The 18826-nt window shown below is 34.7% G+C and carries 16 protein-coding genes; 6 read left to right on the forward strand and 10 right to left on the reverse strand.

Going from position 1 to position 18826, the window contains the following annotated elements; translation table 11 throughout:
• Positions 1–9 precede the first annotated feature (9 nt).
• From OGZ34_RS14760 to OGZ34_RS14775, 4 genes are all read right to left on the reverse strand, one after another.
• Entirely contained in the window at positions 10–594 is a 585-nt protein-coding gene (locus OGZ34_RS14760) for a Maf-like protein (protein WP_263360705.1), read from the reverse strand.
• Positions 587–1513 carry a geranylgeranylglycerol-phosphate geranylgeranyltransferase gene (locus OGZ34_RS14765; protein ID WP_263360706.1) on the reverse strand — a complete coding sequence of 309 codons (927 nt, stop codon included), beginning with the start codon at positions 1511–1513 and terminating at the stop codon, positions 587–589. The genes OGZ34_RS14760 and OGZ34_RS14765 overlap by 8 nt, the downstream gene beginning before the upstream one ends.
• A 127-nt stretch (positions 1514–1640) precedes the next feature.
• Positions 1641–2168: a KdsC family phosphatase gene (locus OGZ34_RS14770; protein WP_173967474.1), complete on the reverse strand. Its 528-nt coding sequence runs from the start codon at positions 2166–2168 to the stop codon at positions 1641–1643.
• Positions 2152–2913 carry a Rossmann-like and DUF2520 domain-containing protein gene (locus OGZ34_RS14775; RefSeq protein ID WP_263360707.1) on the reverse strand — a complete coding sequence of 254 codons (762 nt, stop codon included), beginning with the start codon at positions 2911–2913 and terminating at the stop codon, positions 2152–2154. The genes OGZ34_RS14770 and OGZ34_RS14775 overlap by 17 nt, the downstream gene beginning before the upstream one ends.
• A gap of 338 nt (positions 2914–3251) precedes the next feature.
• Here OGZ34_RS14775 and ccsA point away from each other — a divergent pair, with 338 nt between their 5' ends.
• Positions 3252–6458, forward strand: a complete 3207-nt coding sequence (ccsA, locus tag OGZ34_RS14780) for a cytochrome c biogenesis protein CcsA (RefSeq protein WP_263360708.1) — start codon at positions 3252–3254, stop codon at positions 6456–6458.
• A gap of 69 nt (positions 6459–6527) precedes the next feature.
• On the opposite strand, the gene OGZ34_RS14785 is transcribed toward ccsA, so the two are convergent.
• The 3 genes from OGZ34_RS14785 to OGZ34_RS14795 form a co-directional block, all read right to left on the reverse strand.
• Positions 6528–6908, reverse strand: coding sequence for a DoxX family protein (locus tag OGZ34_RS14785; RefSeq protein ID WP_263360709.1), 381 nt, complete (start codon positions 6906–6908; stop codon positions 6528–6530).
• A 102-nt stretch (positions 6909–7010) separates the two neighbouring features.
• Positions 7011–7799, reverse strand: coding sequence for an anti-sigma factor (locus OGZ34_RS14790; protein ID WP_173967478.1), 789 nt, complete (start codon positions 7797–7799; stop codon positions 7011–7013).
• On the reverse strand, positions 7799–8329 hold the full coding sequence (locus OGZ34_RS14795; protein ID WP_017498502.1) for an RNA polymerase sigma factor: 531 nt from the start codon (positions 8327–8329) through the stop codon (positions 7799–7801). Before OGZ34_RS14795 ends, OGZ34_RS14790 begins: the two co-directional genes overlap by 1 nt.
• 849 nt (positions 8330–9178) lie before the next feature.
• Here OGZ34_RS14795 and OGZ34_RS14800 point away from each other — a divergent pair.
• On the forward strand, positions 9179–9766 hold the full coding sequence (locus OGZ34_RS14800; RefSeq protein WP_173966685.1) for a glutathione peroxidase: 588 nt from the start codon (positions 9179–9181) through the stop codon (positions 9764–9766).
• Positions 9767–10131: 365 nt separating this feature from the next.
• Here the strand turns inward: OGZ34_RS14800 and OGZ34_RS14805 are convergent, their stop codons facing one another.
• Positions 10132–10629, reverse strand: coding sequence for a GNAT family N-acetyltransferase (locus tag OGZ34_RS14805; RefSeq protein WP_263360710.1), 498 nt, complete (start codon positions 10627–10629; stop codon positions 10132–10134).
• Positions 10630–10643: 14 nt separating this feature from the next.
• Positions 10644–11822 (reverse strand): thioredoxin family protein, encoded by a 1179-nt coding sequence (locus tag OGZ34_RS14810; RefSeq protein ID WP_263360711.1) that lies wholly within the window; start codon positions 11820–11822, stop codon positions 10644–10646.
• A 177-nt stretch (positions 11823–11999) separates the two neighbouring features.
• On the opposite strand from OGZ34_RS14810, the gene menD reads away from it, so the two are divergent.
• The gene (menD, locus tag OGZ34_RS14815; protein ID WP_263360712.1) at positions 12000–13664 is read left to right on the forward strand and encodes a 2-succinyl-5-enolpyruvyl-6-hydroxy-3-cyclohexene-1-carboxylic-acid synthase; all 1665 of its coding nucleotides are present in this window, start codon (positions 12000–12002) and stop codon (positions 13662–13664) included.
• 76 nt (positions 13665–13740) lie between these two features.
• Here the strand turns inward: menD and OGZ34_RS14820 are convergent, their stop codons facing one another.
• On the reverse strand, positions 13741–15090 hold the full coding sequence (locus OGZ34_RS14820) for a M28 family metallopeptidase (RefSeq protein ID WP_263360713.1): 1350 nt from the start codon (positions 15088–15090) through the stop codon (positions 13741–13743).
• Between the two features lie 167 nt (positions 15091–15257).
• On the opposite strand from OGZ34_RS14820, the gene OGZ34_RS14825 reads away from it, so the two are divergent.
• The 3 genes from OGZ34_RS14825 to menA all read left to right on the forward strand — a co-directional run bounded on the left by OGZ34_RS14825 (position 15258) and on the right by menA (position 18803).
• Complete coding sequence (locus OGZ34_RS14825) at positions 15258–16112, forward strand: CvfB family protein (protein WP_173966680.1); 855 nt, start codon at positions 15258–15260, stop codon at positions 16110–16112.
• 793 nt (positions 16113–16905) lie between these two features.
• Entirely contained in the window at positions 16906–17739 is an 834-nt protein-coding gene (locus tag OGZ34_RS14830) for a 1,4-dihydroxy-2-naphthoyl-CoA synthase (protein WP_017498510.1), read from the forward strand.
• A 101-nt stretch (positions 17740–17840) separates the two neighbouring features.
• Positions 17841–18803: a 1,4-dihydroxy-2-naphthoate octaprenyltransferase gene (gene menA, locus OGZ34_RS14835; RefSeq protein WP_173966644.1), complete on the forward strand. Its 963-nt coding sequence runs from the start codon at positions 17841–17843 to the stop codon at positions 18801–18803.
• Positions 18804–18826: the final 23 nt, after the last annotated feature.

Genomic DNA, 18826 nt, shown 5'->3' on the forward strand with positions numbered 1-18826 from the left:
AATAAAATTTTACACTAAAGTACTCAAATATTCATAAACTTTTGCTGTTGGTAATCCCATAACATTAGTATAAGAACCTTCTACTTTTGCAACTGCCATAAAACCAAACCATTCCTGAATACCATAAGCACCAGCTTTGTCATAAGGTTTGTAGTTTTGGATATAATACAAAATAGCCTCGTCTGATAAATCATTGAAAGTAACCTTTGTAATATCGTTTAATAGTGTGGAAGAATGATTTGTTTTAAAGCAAACCGATGTTATTACTTCATGGGTTGTATTGGATAGCGATCGGATCATTTTAAAAGCTTCGTCAGCATCTTTTGGTTTGCCTAATGCTTTATTTTGATGCCAAACGATAGTGTCGCTGGTTACTAAAATTTCATCTTCGTTAAGTTCACCTTCAAATGCATTGGCCTTTAATTCTGCCAGATAATCGGTTATTTCGACCGCCTTTAATTCTGGTGGATAAATCTCCTCAATGTCTTTTAACCTAATTTCGAAGTCAAGATCGAGGTCCTTAAAAAACTGTTGCCTGCGTGGTGATCCGGAAGCTAGAATTAAAGTATATTTTTTTAGTTTTTCTTTAAGCATTGTACTTGATATTTAGAGTGATAACGAGAATTGATAAAATTCCGAAGAATAAGATTAATTTTAAAACGGTACTTAAATGATGAAATTCTTTTTGATTTTTTGCACCAAATATTTTGACAATAAAGTAGAGCAGCGGTGCTAATACAAAGGCAAAAGCATAAAAGGTAGCAATAAAAAGGTTGTTTTTGACAAAGTAAGTATTGATGTAAAGCAGGCAGGAAATAAAAGGGATTATCGCAAATCCCAAAGCAACTTTTGCTGCCCTGCTATTTCCGATTGCAATAGGCAACGTATTCATTCCCTGATTGTAATCGCCATTAACATCCTCAATATCTTTGACTATTTCACGAATAAAATTGATCATAAAGGCAAATAGAGCATAATCGGTTAAGATAGAGAACAGACTCGCCATTTGTGCCTGATTTTCGGAAGTTGTGGCAGGAAAAAGGTCAAAAACCCCAATAATCAATACACTTACAGAAAGCAGTAATGCTACAACAAAATTCCCCAGTATCATAATTTGCTTTAAAGTTGTCGCATAAAAATAGAGAAGTGAAGCGATCAAAATAAAGAACGAAGCAAACATGGGTCTAAGAATGATATTAGACAGAAGGAACCCAATGGCAACACCAGTAATATTTAGTCCAATATAAATATTATAAGCGGTAGTTTCAGAAATTCCTTTACCAATTACAACATCATTAGGTTTGTTAATACTGTCGGTATCAACATCGTAAATATTATTGATTACGTAACCCGCCGCGGCCAGTAAAACGGTACTTAAAACCAATAATCCGTATTGCCAGTCCGCTAAAGCTAAAGGAACGTTTTGTTGTTTTAAAAAAGCATAACGAAATAATACTTGCATAAAAGCAAGCATCAGTAGGTTTTTGTATCGAATGAGTTTGAGGAATTTCATTTTTTTAAGGAGCTAAGGTTCTGAGGGGCTGAGGGACTACTTTTTTTTGTGAGATGTAAAATGTTGTTTGTGAGATGTTATTTGTAAGATGTAAAATCTAAAATCCACAATCTAAAATCTGCAATCCTTAATCGTGTTTCCCACTAAAATGTTCCATCCATTTTCCTTGTACTTTCATTACTTGCTCGATCACATCACGCGCGGCGCCTTTTCCTCCATTTACATGAGAGATATAACGGCAAATGTTTTTGATTTCCGGGCTGGCATCTTGCGGACAAGTAGGCAGGCCAACTAATTTCATTACATGAAAGTCCGGAATATCATCGCCCATATATAAAACCTGTTCAGGTTTAATGTTATAAGTATCAGTGTATTCTTTAAAAGTTTTTACTTTGTCGGGAGTTCCTAGGTGAATGTCATTAATTCCTAAATTGCGCAAACGTACACGAACACCTTCATTGCTTCCGCCGGAAATAATGCAAACATTGTAACCGCTTTCCACTGCCGCTTTCATCGCATAACCATCACGAATATTCATCGTACGAAGGATCTCACCTTCATTGGTTACAAAAACCGAACTGTCTGTAAGCACGCCATCAACATCAAAAACGAAAGTGGTGATGTCATTCATTATTTCTTTATAATTTTTTGCCATTATTCTGTATAGATTGTGTTAGTATTTTATATATATTCTTTTGATTTTCATGGGTTAAATACTCCAAATGCGCTTCAATTGTGGTCGAATCTTTGCGTTTTGCAGGGCCCGTTTGTGCATCCGCCGGAGCTAAAGTATTTATTTTTTGAGCAGTTTCCTGAATTAAAGGTTTTAAAACTTCAAAGGGCACCTGATGATCTTTGCAAATCTCCTGTCCGATTTGATACAGATGATTGGTGAAATTATTAACAAAAACGGCTGCAACGTGTAACGCCTTTCTTTGGTCTGAATTTATAGGATAAACGGCTTGCGAAATGCTTTTGGCGACACTTTCTAAAACACGATAATCAAATGTGTTTTCGGCCTCCAGGCACATTGGAATAGTGGAGAAATCAATTTCCTTATTCTTTGAAAATGTCTGAAGCGGATAAAAAACACCCTTTCTGTTTTTAGCATCCAAAACATCGAGTGAAGCTGCACCTGAGGTGTGAACGACAACGCGGTTTTGAAAAGGCAATTGTTTTGAAACTTCTGAAATTGCATTATCAGAAACAGCAATAATATAGAGATCAGCCTCGAGAAAGGAGTCAAAATTATTTACAATTTTTTCAAAACTTACCAAAGAAGCAAGGGCTTCTTTTTTTCTCGAAAATACCTGCACAATTTCTACCACTTCACTTTTAGAGAAAGCTTTGATCAAATGCTGGGCAACATTTCCGGAACCAATTATTGTAATTCGAATCATAGCGCAAAATTAGTATTATTTTTTTTAAAGAGAATAAGCAGGAAAGAAGTTTAGTTACAGATTATACTGATTGCAATGATTCTGTTGATTTATGTAAAAAGTACCGCTCTAAATGAAGTTTGCCAAACGAATAAATTCTTTTTTAATCCCGTAATCTGTGGCATAAAAAAACAGATTCATACACTCAATTATGAATTTGTAAAATTAAGCGTACAGTTTTTAAAAGAATGATTTGATTTACTAATTTATATTTGGTTTTTATTAACAAATTACAGCCGTTGCAAATCAACATTTTTAAGTATTTTTGTGCCACTTTTATACAATGTAATTCCTTAAAAATGGATAAAAAAATATTCTCTTTTTTGTTTTCTACACGATTAATGGCCGTTCTTTTTTTAACATTCGCAATTGCAATGGGTGTTGGAACTTTTATCGAAAGTAAGTACAACACAGATACAGCCCGAATTTTAATCTATAACACCTGGTGGTTTGAGGCGATAATGGTCTTCTTTTTGATCAATTTCTTCGGAAACATTAAACGTTATCAACTACTAAAAAAAGAAAAATGGGCAACTTTGTTACTGCACCTTGCTTTTATTTTTATTCTTTTAGGAGCTTTTATTACTCGTTATATTAGTTATGAGGGTATGATGCCTATTCGTGAAGGAGCGGCAGAGAATCAAGTTTATTCTGATAAAACATTCTTAACTGTTTTTGCAGATGGGGAATACAAAGGCGAAATGAAACGTAGAGTTTTTGAAAAAAACTTATTGTTTTCGCCGGTTACCAACAATGATTTTACACTTTCCGGAAAATTCGACGAAACACCTTTTGAAGTGACGTACGTGAATTATATCATGGGAGCTACCGAAACCATAAAACCGGATCCAAAAGGAACTTTATATCTTAAAATGGTAGAAGCAGGATCTGGCGGACGTGAAGAACACTTTTTGAAAGAGGGTGAAGTACAAAACATCCATAATGTATTATTTGCATTGAATAAACCAACTGCCGGTGCAATCAACATCAATACTACAGGTGAAAAATATACTATTCAAACGCCTTTTGAAGGAGAGTTTATGCGAATGGCCGATAAATTAAAAGGTACTGTAACCAAAGATAATGTACAGCCTTTGATGATGCGTTCTTTGTACAGTATTGGCGATATTAGAATTGTATTTCCAGACCCCGCAGTTAAAGGAGTAGTGGATTATGTATCAAATAATGATTACAGAGCCAAATCACATCACGATGCTTTGATTGTAAAAGTTAAAGCTGATGGACAGGAAAAAGAAGTAAGACTTTTGGGGTCTAAAGGTAGTGTAGGGGAACCTCAGACCGTTAAAATCGGAAAAATTGAATACAGTTTATTCTACGGAAGTAAAGCGTATATCTTGCCTTTTAAAGTGAAATTAAACGATTTTATTGCTACAAAATATCCGGGAACAGAAAAAAGTTACTCTTCTTACGAAAGTAAAGTGACCGTTCAGGATTCTACAGAAACATTTGATTACCGAATTTATATGAATCACGTTTTGGATTACAAAGGATTCCGTTTCTTTCAATCTTCCTTTAATCCGGACGAAAAAGGAACCATATTATCTGTAAACCATGATTTTTGGGGAACTAATATCACTTATTTTGGTTATTTTATGTTATATCTGGGATTAATGGCTATTATGTTTACCAAACATTCTCGTTTTGGCGATTTGAAACGCAAATTAGAAGGTGTAAAAAAGAAAAAAGAAAAACTGATCACGATATTGGTTTTAATGATTGGTTTGAGTGGCTTTGCTCAGGCACCACACGTTCATACACCAGGTCACGATCACGATCATAACACAGATCCAAACGATCATGCCAATCATGTAACGGCTCCGCCAAGTCAGAAACAATTAGATTCGTTATTGACGATTTACAAAGCACCGGAAGCCCATGCAGCAAAATTTGGTCGTTTGATTATTCAGGATGCCGGAGGGAGAATGAAACCGGTTAATACTTTTTCATCTGAATTGCTTAGAAAAGTAAGTCAGAGTGATACTTATAATGGAATGAATTCTGATCAGGTATTTTTGTCTATAACACAATATGCTCAGGTTTGGATACAAATTCCTTTGATTCATCTAAGAGCCGGAAACGACAGTATTCGTAAAATTATTGGAGTAGATAAAGAGGCTAAACGTGCTCCGTTTGTGCAGTTTTTTGATGCTAACGGGAATTATAAGCTTTCACCATATTTAGATGCGGCATATAAAGCAGCAAATCCAAATCAGTTTGAGAAAGATTTTATAGATACCGATAAAAGAGTGAATCTGATGGAATCTGCTTTAAGTGGTAGTATTCTAAAAATATTTCCTATTCCGAATGACCCAAATCACAAATGGGTTTCGTATTTGGAAAGACAACAGGGAGGATTTAAAGGAATGGATTCGACTTATGTAACGCAGATTCTGCCAATGTATTTTAGTGCATTAAACAATGGCTCAATTTCTAAAAACTTTACAACAGCCGATCAGTTGGTTGAGAGTATTAATGGTTTCCAAAAGAAATTTGGTGCTAAAGTAAGACCAAGCGAGGAGAAAATTGATGCCGAAATAACGTACAACAAATACGATATTTTCAAAAAATTACCGTACTGGTATCTTACCGTTTCAGTCTTGATGTTGATGTTCACTATTGTAAATATCTTTTTTGAGAAAAAATGGCTTCGCATAACGATCAACGGTTTTCATATTCTGGTAGGAGTATTGTTTGCACTGCATACTTTAGGACTTATTGCACGTTGGTACATCTCGGGTCACGCTCCATGGAGTAATGCTTACGAGTCTATTATTTACGTGGCCTGGGCAACAATGTTTTTTGGATTAGCTTTTGACAGAAAATCAAAACTTACGGTAGCTTCATCTGCTTTTGTAACCGCAATGATCGTAATGGCGGCTTATATGAATTGGATTGATCCTGAAATTGCAAACTTACAACCGGTACTAAATTCTTATTGGTTAATGATTCACGTGGCGGTAATTGTAGGAAGTTATGGTCCATTTGCATTGGGAATGATTTTAGGTTTTGTAGCCTTGGTGCTAATTTTCTTTACTAATGAGAAAAATAAAGCCAAGATGGATTTGAACCTTAAAGAGATTACGTACATTAATGAAATGGCAATAACTATTGGTCTAATCATGCTAACGATTGGTAACTTCCTTGGCGGACAATGGGCCAACGAAAGTTGGGGACGTTACTGGGGATGGGATCCAAAAGAAACCTGGGCTTTAATTTCGATTATGGTGTATGCTTTTGTAATTCACGCTCGTTTTGTACCGGCCCTTAGAGGAAAATGGTTCTTTAATTTAATGAGTATGTTTGCTTTTGTATCGATCTTATTTACGTATTATGGAGTAAATTTTCACTTAGTTGGTTTGCATTCTTATGCTACCGGAGAAGCACATTCATTAAGCTGGATTTGGTATTCACTAGGAGCTATTTCATTAATTGGAGTAATTACATACCCTAAATACCGCAAGCACTATAAGAGCAAGAAAAAATAGAAAATAGTAATTCATAAAAAAAAGATTCAGTTTAACTGAATCTTTTTTTTATGTCTTAACGGGAGGTATTTAGTTTTGTTTTTTTAAGCCATTAGGATACATAATTGCTAGCAGCACGACAATGAGTAAAAAATTATATTCGGCACCGTTTCTTCCACCGCCTACAACAAACCAGCCTTCCTGAAAATGAACCAGAATGATTCCCATTATCAATATGAAAATGGTGATAAATCCTGCCGGTTTAACGTATTTGTTAATAAGCAGAAGAAAGGCGGCTACAACATGGGATAATTTGATAGACCAAGCCAGAAAAATGCCAAAAGGAGCGAAACCAATTTGATTTAAATATAGATTTCCAAAATCATTGATTCCGTTATTAAACATTCCAAAAACAGAATGGGTGAGGAGAATAATGGCTACTGCAATTCTTAGAAGTAAAGTTCCGTTCATGATTTAACTGGTTTATTTTAAAGAGGTTATTTTAATTGAAAGTAATAAAAAAACGCATAATGAATTCAATATGCGTTTTTTAAGTTTTTAGAGATGTTGCTTTTAAACTTTTCCTAAAGTATACAGCTGTTCCATAGTCGGAGTCAAACTTCCTCCGGCAGGTTCTAAAGTAATTCCAAAAGCCTCTGCTGAGTCCGTTTGATTTACAGCAAATATTTTTTGAGAATTTCCTTCAAAATCGCTCAGTAAACCAATACTGGTAGGGGTTAGTACCGGGCTTAATTTTAAAGCCCAAACCTGATAAACCATCCCTTTTGGAGGTTTTGGTAAACCGGCTGCATCAATATAAGTTGTTTTTGTTTCTTTGTTCCAATACACCTTTGCAAATGAACCTGGAGAAACTGCTTGTCCGCCAAGGGTTACACCTGTGTTTTTGATGTCTCTTACAATTGTCAGACTTTTTTCAGTTTGCTTATTCTGCTGATCTAAGAAAGCGTAATCTTTTTCTATTTTGTTTTTCTCAGTACCAACAGTTGCAATAGCTTCTTTCGATTTTGTCAATTCTAAAGTTTGATATCCAAAACCTAAGAGCAGTAGTACCGCCGCAGCCCACCCTACATATTGAGACCAGCTTGAAGCAGGTTTCATGTCGACTACTTTGCCGTGTTTCAACTCTAAACGAGATTTTATTTTTTCAAAATTGGCTACCGAGTGAAAAGGAGAGAAACTTGATGATAAAGCTACAATAGCTTTTTCGATCGAAATAATTTCCTGATCAACTTCCGGATTTTTCTTAGCCAATTCTGCTATTTCCAGATTTTCAGTTTCGGTCAATAAACCGTAAACATAAAGTTCCAGAATTCCTGATTCGATATACTCTTTTGCTTCCATTATATTTTTAGATAATTTCTTAAATCATTAATACAGTTTCTGTTTTGCGTTTTGATAGTTCCCAAAGGCATTGCCAATTCTTCTGAAGCTTCTTGTTGGGTGTATCCTTTAAAAAATAATAAATCTATAATCTCAATACATTTTGGTTTTAATTTTTTTACAAATTCTTGTATTCCAATAGTATCAATTCTATTAACGAGTTTATTACTGTCGTCTAACAGATTTACGAAATTATCTGAAGAAAGGTTTTTTTGACTGTTATTAAAATTTTTGGATCTTAACTTGTCGATTGAAGTATTCCTAGCTATATTAAGGATCCAGGTGTAAAATCTTCCTTTGCTTTCATTATATGAATCGATGTTTTTCCAGATTTTGACAAAAACTTCCTGCAAAACATCCTCGGCTTCTTCGCGGTTTTTTATAAGAACATTAATAACCGAAAATAAACTTTTCGAGTACATATCATATAAATGGGTAAAAGCTCTTTCGTCTTTTTTATAAATTAAAACTAATAATTCTTCCTGACTCATACATTGGGTTTTTAAGTTGAAACAAAATTTTGGAAATATATTGTATAACCTGAGATAAAGGTAATTTATTTTTTCTGAAATTTTATTTTTTTTTAACAGTCTAAAACCTAGGAAAATAAGAGGTTTAAAAAAAGTATCATTTTTTTAACCTTTTTTAAAACCAAAAGCAATCCTATTACGTAAGTGCTATTATAACATCAGAATTATAATGGAGTAAAATAGCAAGTCGTTGAAAATGAAGCTTGTTTGAATTATGTGATGGCATTTCTAATTTTAGAAGCAATAATAAAAATTAACATTTAGAAAGAATTAATCGTAAAGTAAATCTCAATAAAAAATTAATTATCGTGAATAGCTTCAATAAACTAAAAATACTGATTGTAGGTTTAACCACAGTCTTAGCACTCGGGGGATTCAGTAAAAATGATTTCCGTAAAGGACTTGTTCGATATGATAACAAGAATTCAGAGAGAATAGCTAACGATAATGCATTAATTAGGAATTAGTAGATAAGTTGATGTCTTCGGACTTCCAAAGAAAAATGAATTTAGAATTCCGGAAGCCCCATTCTTGCCCAGAGTAGCACATAAATGCCATTAAAATATATATCAAAAGGATCGGAATTTTGAGATGTATACGCACTATAACCGGGACATCAACTGTATTTAACATAAAGATATAAAAGAGAAGAAAAATTAATTCATGGTTTGATTTGTTTGTATGGGGGGAAGCCTAACGTCTGATTAACGTTAGGCTTCAATTTTTTATTTAACTTATGTTTAGTAAAAATATAGCAAGCAAAGTCATTTGGAGAAGGAGAATTTAACTAATTTTATAAAAAATTAAACAATGAAAAAAGTCTTATTTATAGCTTGTAGTGTTGTTCTTTTATTCGGCACGAAAATACAGGCGCAAACCAGTAAAGAAAAATTATCTAAAACAGATAAAACTATGGCAAAAGAAACCATTTATCAATTTAAGGTTGAAGATTTATCGGGAGACACTTTTGATTTTGCTTCGCTAAAAGGAAAAAAAGTGATGATTGTAAACACTGCGTCAAAATGCGGTTTAACTCCTCAGTACAAGGATCTTGAGGCAATCTACAAAGAGTACAAGGATAAAGGATTTGTAATTGTAGGTTTCCCTGCAAATAATTTTGCATCACAGGAACCGGGAACAAATAAAGAAATTGAGACATTTTGCCAGCAAAATTACGGTGTAACATTCCCAATGATGGATAAAGTTTCGGTAAAAGGGAATGATATGTGTGAAGTCTATAAATTTCTGACGCAAAAATCTAAAAACGGATTACAGGATTCTGAGGTAGAATGGAACTTTCAAAAATACCTGATCAATGAAAAAGGTGAATTGGTAAAAGTGATTAAACCAAGAACGTTACCAACAGATCCGGAAGTAATCAACTGGATCAAAGGTTAAAAAAAGAAAACAATAGATCTAATCCACAAAATTGAAAAGTAATATTTCAATTTTGTGGATTTTTTTTGTTCATAAATGAAAGAGAAAGGAGATTGTTCTGACTCATTTTGTTAGATTATAAAAAAGGAAAGAGATGATTTTGAAAAACTGATCTATGAGATTAGGATTTGCTCTGAAAGAGCTATAGCAATAGCATGGTGCATAGCACTATGAATGATGATGGTAAATATTGGGTTACGCCCTGAAAGGGCAAAAGCCTCTTCGCAAAGAAACGCATCTTGCATATTTTGTGTGAGATTCTCTAAGAACCTGGGCGTTTCTTTAATTGGGATTTCTAGGCCTACAATTGCTTTTTCTAAAGCTGTTTATTTCAATGTTAATTGCATAAAAACCAAATCGAGCCAATGATCAAATTTATATCCCACCTCGCGAAGGGTTCCGGTTACAACAAATCCAAATTTTTCATGAAAAGCAATACTTCCTGCGTTGTCGGCATCAATAGCTCCAATCATTACGTGATAACGCTGTTCTTTAGCCAAACGAATGAGCTCTGACAATAACTGAGATCCAATACCTTTTCCGATAACCGTATCCACTACATATACAGAATGTTCTACGGTATATTGATACCCAATTTTCTCACGGAATTGTCCGTAGCTTCCAAATCCAACGACCTCTCCGTCTAAATCAGCAACTACTACTGGCAGGTTTTTGGCTTTTTTATCTTCAAACCACTTTGTTTGAATTTCAAGAGTTTGAACTTCATAACTGTAGTTTGCAGTGGTATGTAAGATAGAATGATTTACAATATCCAGAATCTTCTCTAAATCGTTTGTCGTTGCTGGTCTAAGGGTTAGGCTCATGGCTATTTTTTAGATTATTTGGTATTGAGTTCTGCCAGTAAAGTATCAACTTCTTTGGAATTCCAGTTCATTTCTTTTGAAATTTCCTTAGCATCCCTAGCATATTGCAAAGCCGATTTCTTGTCTTTTATTTTGTTGTAAAGTCTTGCCAGCAAAAGATTTCCATCATAAGAATCATTTAATTCGATCGCATGTTTTACCCATGAAATCGACTTTTTCAAACTCTCTGTGTCCGCGATATGTTTTAAGTAAGTTTGTCCGATGTCTTTTAGAGCAGTGGCATCGTTCCAGACTAATTTTTGTGTATTATTGAGAGTAACTTTTCTGTAGAACTGCCATTTTTCAGTTCGTTCAGCGAGGGTTAAGTCAAACTTAAACACCATCGAATCTATTTTTTGAAGGTGTATTGATTTTGCAATTTCTCTTTGTTTGTAATAGTTCGTTGTGTCTAAATTATCAACATAAGGGCGAAGCGATTCGGTTATTATATTTTCAATCTTGCGATCGATACGACTTTGGGAAGCTACAGTAGCGAATTCTTTTACGTGGCTTAAAACATATTGAAATTCTCTTGATTTTATATCCGTAACCCCATTGGCAATCACCCGCCAGTTGGTTTCACTAACCAATTGCGCATCCGATTGGGTATTGAGGTAAATGTGTGTCGGGACGGATAAATCAGTACGGTCTTTTCCTTTTTTCAGCGTATTCAGATAGTCGAAGAATTTCACAGAATTACTGGGATCAGCGAGGAATTCTTTTTCAAGATAAGGCAATTGTAACTTTGGATTTAAGGCAAAATTTGCTTCCATCATAAAAGCATCCTTTTTTAATTCCCCTTTTAAGGTATACAAAAGGGTTTCGTTAGTAGGATCTATAAACAGAAAAGTGGGAAGTGATTTCGTATTGAATTTATTCTTAAGTATTATGCCCTCTTCTTTTTCAATATTTTTCCAGACACAAACATAATTTTTGTTTAGAAACTCGATCACAGTGGGGTCAGTAAAAACTTCTTTTTTCATCAGATTACAATGCGGGCACCAATCTGCATAAAGCATTACAAAAAGTGGTTTTCCTTGTGTTTTGGCATTCTTCAGGGCAGTATTATAAGGAGTATCGTCAGGAATAAATTGATTTTGTCCTTGTATAGCCTGTACTGAAATTAAAAAAAAGAATAGATATAGGAAACGCATAGCGGTTTTGTTTGAATCGAAAAAATCATTTTTACAAATATATCCCCTTTTTCCAGAAACTCGTTTCAATATCTTCATATTTATAAGTTAAATCCAATGTGAAGTTTGTAACTTTGTGAGGTCAAAAAGAGCCTTAAAAACAATAAGCTTCTTTTCAAAAAGTAATACACCATAAGAATGATTTACCCCAAAATAGCGCTTGCACAAAGCATTATCGAAATTTGTTCAGGCAAAGGAATCACGAATATTATAATTTCTCCAGGATCAAGAAACGCACCTCTGACCATAGGATTTGCCCAAAACCCTAATTTTAACTGTTACAGTATTGCCGATGAGCGTTGTGCTGCTTTTTTTGCATTGGGAATTGCACAGCAAACCAAAGTACCTACCGTAGTTGTTTGTACGTCAGGATCAGCATTATTGAACTATTATCCGGCTGTAGCCGAAGCATTTTACAGTCAGATTCCATTGATTGTTATCTCAGCAGATCGCCCTCAAAGTAAGATTGATATTGGTGATGGACAAACGATTCGTCAGGAGAATGTATTTCAGAATCACTCCGTTTATAATGCTAATTTAACGGAAGAAGCTTCTGCAGAAAATGATTTAGAAATCAATAAAGCCATAGAAGCGGCCTTACTTCAAAAAGGCCCCGTTCATATTAATGCTCCCTTTGAAGAGCCTTTATACGAAACCGTTTCAGAACTTTCTGTAGCACCAATAATTACAAATTCAGAAGAGATTCTGGGAACAAGAATCATAGAAAACGAAGCAGAAGATGTTTCCATTTGGAATACTTCAAAAAGAAAATTAATTCTTATTGGAGGAATAAACGAAGTCAATTCTGTCGACAAAGAAATTCTGGAAAACTTCGCCAAAGATCCCTCAATCGTAGTACTTACAGAGACAACATCAAATTTGCATCATCCTAGTTTTATTAATAGCATTGATACTTTAATCACTCCATTTGATGATGCTGATTTCAAAGATCTTGAACCGGAAGTTTTAATCACTTTTGGTGGTATGATTGTATCCAAACGAATTAAAGCCTTTTTACGAAAATATAAACCAGAACATCACTGGCATATAGATACTTTACGAGCTTATGATACATTTAGTGCCCTAAGCAAACATTTTGTAATGGAACCTGATACTTTTTTCAAAGAACTCCTTCCAAAAACAGAATTTGTAAAGAGTGATTATTTTTCTAAAATTGATAAAATTTACGATTTAAGAAAAATCAGAAAAGAAGAATATCTGCGTAAAATTACATTCTCAGATTTTAAAGTATTTGAAAAAATAATCGGGTCACTTCCTAAAAGCAGTCAGTTGCAAATTAGCAATAGTTCAGCAATTCGATACGCGCAGTTAATTGAGATTGATCCTTCAATCGAAGTTTATTGTAACAGGGGAACAAGTGGTATTGATGGCAGTACATCAACAGCAGTTGGTGCAGCTGTAGGAAACGATAAACAAACCGTTTTTATTACGGGAGATATTAGTTTTCTGTACGACAGTAATGCTTTGTGGAATGCTTATATTCCTAAAAACTTCAAAATTGTTTTAATTAACAATGGAGGAGGAGGGATTTTTAGGATTCTTCCAGGTCACGAAGAAAAACCGGTTTTTAATACTTACTTCGAGACGTCACATCATTTAACAGCCGAACATCTGGCTAAAATGTATCAGATGAACTATCTTACAGCTACTGATGAGGATTCTTTAGCCGGAGGTATTGAATCACTTTACACGACTAATGATGCTCCTTGTATTTTGGAAATATTCACGCCAACCGCTGAGAACGATGTTGTTTTGAAACAATATTTTAAAGAGCTGGTTTAAGCGCCAAAAGAATAAATAAAAGACGCAAAGATTATTTTTTCTTTGCGTCTTTTTAATTTTTATGACAAATTCGAAACTAACGAATTGGAACCGGAAATACCGGTAAACTTGAATGTCCTAAAGCATCGACGCTTTGCACGGCAAAAAAGTAATTGTCTTTAGAATAGGGGATTTCGGTTTTGGTATCTTTCACAAAAAAAGTTTTTTCCCAGTGTGGAGAAGAAGTTTCTCTCATTAAAATCTGGTAGCCAAAAGGAGTTTTTCCTTCGGGTACGCTCCAGGCTAAAGTAGAAGAATTAGAAAGCTCTTTTACTTCGATTCCTACATTTAAAGGTGCTTTTGGTGACCACGCTAAATTGGCCAGCGTCGCTAAGTTGGAACAGGTATTTTTTCGCAGATAGTCAAAGTCCATAAATTCAGCAAGATCGCCATATTGAATACCGTTTTCGGCTCTTAAATCCTGATGCTGGTGATTGAAATTTTCATTCATTTCGCAAAAACGAACTGCGGTAAAGCCATTTTGACTAAACGGAGTATGATCACCGCCACGGAGGAAACGGTCATTTCGATACACTAATTTCACTTTTAACTGGTCTACATATTGTTCCGTAACCGTTTTGATGTAACGCGCCAATAAACGCGACGGGCTGTCATTATCGCGGTTTGTTGCTTTACGCATTTTAGCTTCCTCTTCGGTTTCTAAAAACGGAATGGTTTCGCTAAAAATTCTGATTTGAGTGTTGTCTCTTAAATTAGTACCACTGGAAAGACTGTTCCCAATCATGTCATTGTTTAACATGGCAACAATATTCCAATTGGCTGCTTTGGCCAGTTCTGCCAAATGACGAGCACCGTAAAGGCCTTGTTCTTCACCGGTTACAGCTACAAAAATAATAGTGGCAGGAAAAGACCTTTTACTCATTACTTTTGCCAGTTCGATAACGGCTGCAACACCGGAACCGTCGTCATTAGCACCTGGAGCGTCAGATTTCACATTCATAACGTCTGAAACTCTCGAATCCAGATGCCCGCTTATGATAAACACGCGATTATCGTTCGAATCGGTACCTTTCAGGGTTGCCATGACGTTTCCGAGTTGACTGTCTTTGGTTATTCTTTTCCCATCAGCTTTTACATCAAAATAATCGATTTGAGAAGTTAGCCTTCCACCGGATTCCAAGGCAAATCTGTCAAATTCGGCTTTTACCCATTGTTGGGCGGCACCAATACCTCTGGTTTTGCTTTTGGTATCGCTAAGGGTGTGTCTGGTGCCAAAAGAAACTAATTTATGAATGGTAGCTTCCAGGTTTTCGGCTTTGATCTCGCTGATCATTTTCTTTATTTCAGGATCTTCAACAATTTGTGAAGTAGAAATGTGGGTAAAGAACAAAAAGGTAAAAATAGAGTAGAAAATGGTCTTTTTCATTGATTTTGGATTAATTACAGGTTCTCAAATTTAACTAAAATGTATAAAATACAATGGGATCCGGGGGGCTTTTTTTTAATTAGAAACATTTTTAGGATTACCATTTTCAAACTTCGTACATTTGCAGCTGGAAACTTAGCTGCTTAACAGCTTAGAATTTTAAGAATATGATTGAGATAGGAAAATACAACACCCTTACTATATTACGTGATACCAAAGTTGGTTTGTTTTTAGGTAACCCTGAGAAAGACCCTGAAGGAATTCATGATATTTTACTACCAAACAAATACGTCCCGAACGAATTCGAAATCGGGGAAGAATTAATCGTTTTTGTTTATTTAGACCACGAACAACGTCCGGTGGCGACAACTTTAGAACCTTACATTCTATTAAACGAATTTGCTTTATTGAGGGTGAATTACATTAACAATGTTGGTGCTTTTATGGATTGGGGAATGGAAAAAGATATTCTTGTTCCGTTTAAAGAACAAGCTCGTCCAATGGAAAAAGGAAAACGTTATCTGGTTTATTTGTATATGGACGAAAAAACAAATCGTCTGGTAGCTTCAAGCAAAACCAATCAGTTTTTAAGTAATGAGGATCTTACCGTTGAAAAAGGGGAGGAAGTAGAATTGATTGTTTCCCATATTACAGAGATTGGTATTAATGTAATTATCAATGAGAAACACAAAGGATTGCTATACAAAGACGAAGTGTATGATGATGCCATCAGAACCGGAGACAGAATGCGCGGTTACATTAAAAACATACGTCCTGACAACAAAATTGACGTAGCACTTCAAGTACAGGGATATCAGAGCATCGAGCCTAATGCCGAAAAGATTTTAGATGAATTAAGAGCCAATCGTGGTTTTTTACGTTTAAATGATAATTCACATCCGGAAGATATTAAAACGGTACTCAAAATGAGTAAAAAAACGTTTAAAAAGGCGATTGGGGCTTTGTATAAAGAAAAACTGATCGAAATTAAGGAAGACGGGATTTATCTGGTAAAGGAGTAAAAATTCCAAAAATTAAATTCCAAATCTCAATTAGTATACATACTAGTAAAAATTGGAATTTGGAATTTAATTTTTGGAATTTATAAATAATAACAGGAAAGGCTACTCATTACAAGTAGCCTTTCCCTTTTTATTCTAGTTTTAAAAAAAATTGTAATTAAAAAAAAACAGAAATAAAATAAATTCGAATCCATTCAAAAAATAATAGCTTTAAAAATTTTAGAAATTACTTTCTGAAACGGTATGTCTTTTAAACAATCTATGCATCCATATTAAAAACAAAAACTCAATTTCACGGCTAGACCATTTGGTTTGATAAAATAACTTGTAGAAAGTTTTAGTTAGCATTTTTTCCTCTTTTCGTAATCAATTCGATACTAATTACTAAACAATTCCAGCTTTTAACCTTAGGTGTTACTATCTCCTTTTTAAAGTTTCAACAAACGAATAAATCATTTGCTCATTCTTCAGTGGTTTGTGAATAAAAACCGTAAAAAAATGAGCGACAAATTTTTTAAATTTTCTCAAAAAAATCATTTTTTAGGTTAATAAATCAGTGAAAGAAAATCAATCTTTGATCAATGAAATAAAATGTATCTCATTGATTTCTAGGGTGTAAAATTAAATATTATTTTTTAAAACTACTGTTAAAAAATATTATTTTTTGTAAGAGTATACTAATTGTTAACATTGCATATGATTTTAGTCAACACTAAAAGCAAATAGGGATAGGTAAAAATATAAAAATGCTTTATTTTTACACTATCAATTATTTAAAACTAAACAAACAGAAATGGATTGGATTACTGCCAGAGAATTTGAAGATATCACTTATAAAAAATGTAATGGAGTTGCGAGAATTGCTTTTAACAGACCAAATGTTAGAAATGCCTTCCGTCCAAAGACAACTTCAGAATTGTACCAGGCTTTTTACGATGCACAGGAAGACACTTCAATAGGAGTGGTACTGCTTTCTGCTGAAGGTCCGTCAACCAAAGACGGTGTTTATTCTTTTTGCAGCGGGGGCGACCAAAACGCACGCGGACACCAGGGTTATGTAGGTGAAGACGGTCAGCATCGCTTAAACATCCTTGAAGTGCAACGATTGATTCGTTTTATGCCTAAAGTAGTTATTGCAGTTGTACCGGGTTGGGCCGTTGGTGGCGGACACAGTTTACATGTAGTTTGCGATATGACTTTGGCAAGTAAAGAGCATGCTATTTTCAAACAAACAGATGCCGATGTAACCAGTTTTGATGGTGGTTACGGATCTGCTTATTTAGCCAAAATGGTAGGACAGAAAAAAGCACGTGAAATTTTCTTTTTAGGTCGTAATTACTCTGCTCAGGAAGCTATGGATATGGGAATGGTGAACGCCGTAATTCCACATGACGAACTTGAAGCTACTGCTTATGAATGGGCACAGGAAATTTTACAAAAATCTCCAACTTCTATCAAAATGCTAAAATTCGCCATGAACTTAACAGACGACGGTATGGTTGGTCAGCAGGTTTTTGCCGGAGAAGCCACTCGTTTGGCTTACATGACCGAAGAAGCAAAAGAAGGAAGAAATGCCTTTTTGGAAAAAAGAAAACCAAACTTCGGAGAGAATAAATGGCTTCCATAGGGAGGTTGAAAAAAATAGTTTCAAGTTTCAGGTTTCAAGTTGCGAACATAAAACTTGAAACCTGAAACCTGAAACAAAATAATCTAACAAAATAAAACAGAATGAAACATTGGATCGAAGCCGCTCGTTTGCGTACATTACCTTTATCAGTGTCCGGAATCATAGTAGGAAGTATATATGCCTTATCAAATCCGACGGCCACCATTAACACACCAACAGAAGTATTCAGTTGGAAAATTTTTGGCTTTGCACTTTTAACAACGCTTGGTTTACAGGTTTTGTCCAACTTTGCAAATGATTACGGTGATGGTGTAAAAGGTACTGATAATGCTGACAGAGTTGGTCCGCAACGTGCCATTCAGAGTGGTGTTATTACGCCACAGGCCATGAAAAAAGCCATTATAATTACTTCGTTTTTGACGTTGTTATCTGCCATTGTACTAATTTATTTTGCTTTTGGCGAAAGTAATTTTGGATACTCTATCTTTTTCCTATTGCTGGGAATTGCAGCGATAGTTTCAGCAATTCGTTATACAGTGGGCAATTCGGCTTATGGATATAGAGGATTTGGAGACGTATTCGTTTTTGTTTTCTTCGGATTGGTAAGCACCTTAGGAGTAAACTTTTTATACTCGAAAGAAGTAGATCCGCTTTTGATTTTACCGGCTATTTCAATTGGTTTATTAAGCGTTGGAGTACTGAATCTGAACAATATGCGCGATGAGGAATCAGACCGTAAATCGGGTAAAAATACCATTGTAGTTCAGATTGGTGGTGCAAAAGCTAAAATTTATCATTTCACTTTGATTATTACAGCCATGTTGTTGGTTGTTATTTTTGCTTTTTTGAGTGATTATAACTTCGATCAGTACTTATTCTTACTGGCTTTTATTCCGTTAACGAAACATTTAATTACCGTTTATAAAAACCAAAATCCAAAGCTGTTGGATCCTGAATTGAAAAAACTGGCGCTTAGTACCTTTTTACTTTCGATACTGCTAACGGTATGTATGATTTCATTGATCTCAGACATTATTGTGAACCTCTTTTTAGGAGGGAGATAAAACAAAGTTCAATTTTAAAAATC

This window comes from Flavobacterium collinsii (genome assembly GCF_946903285.1).
GTDB lineage: Bacteria > Bacteroidota > Bacteroidia > Flavobacteriales > Flavobacteriaceae > Flavobacterium > Flavobacterium collinsii.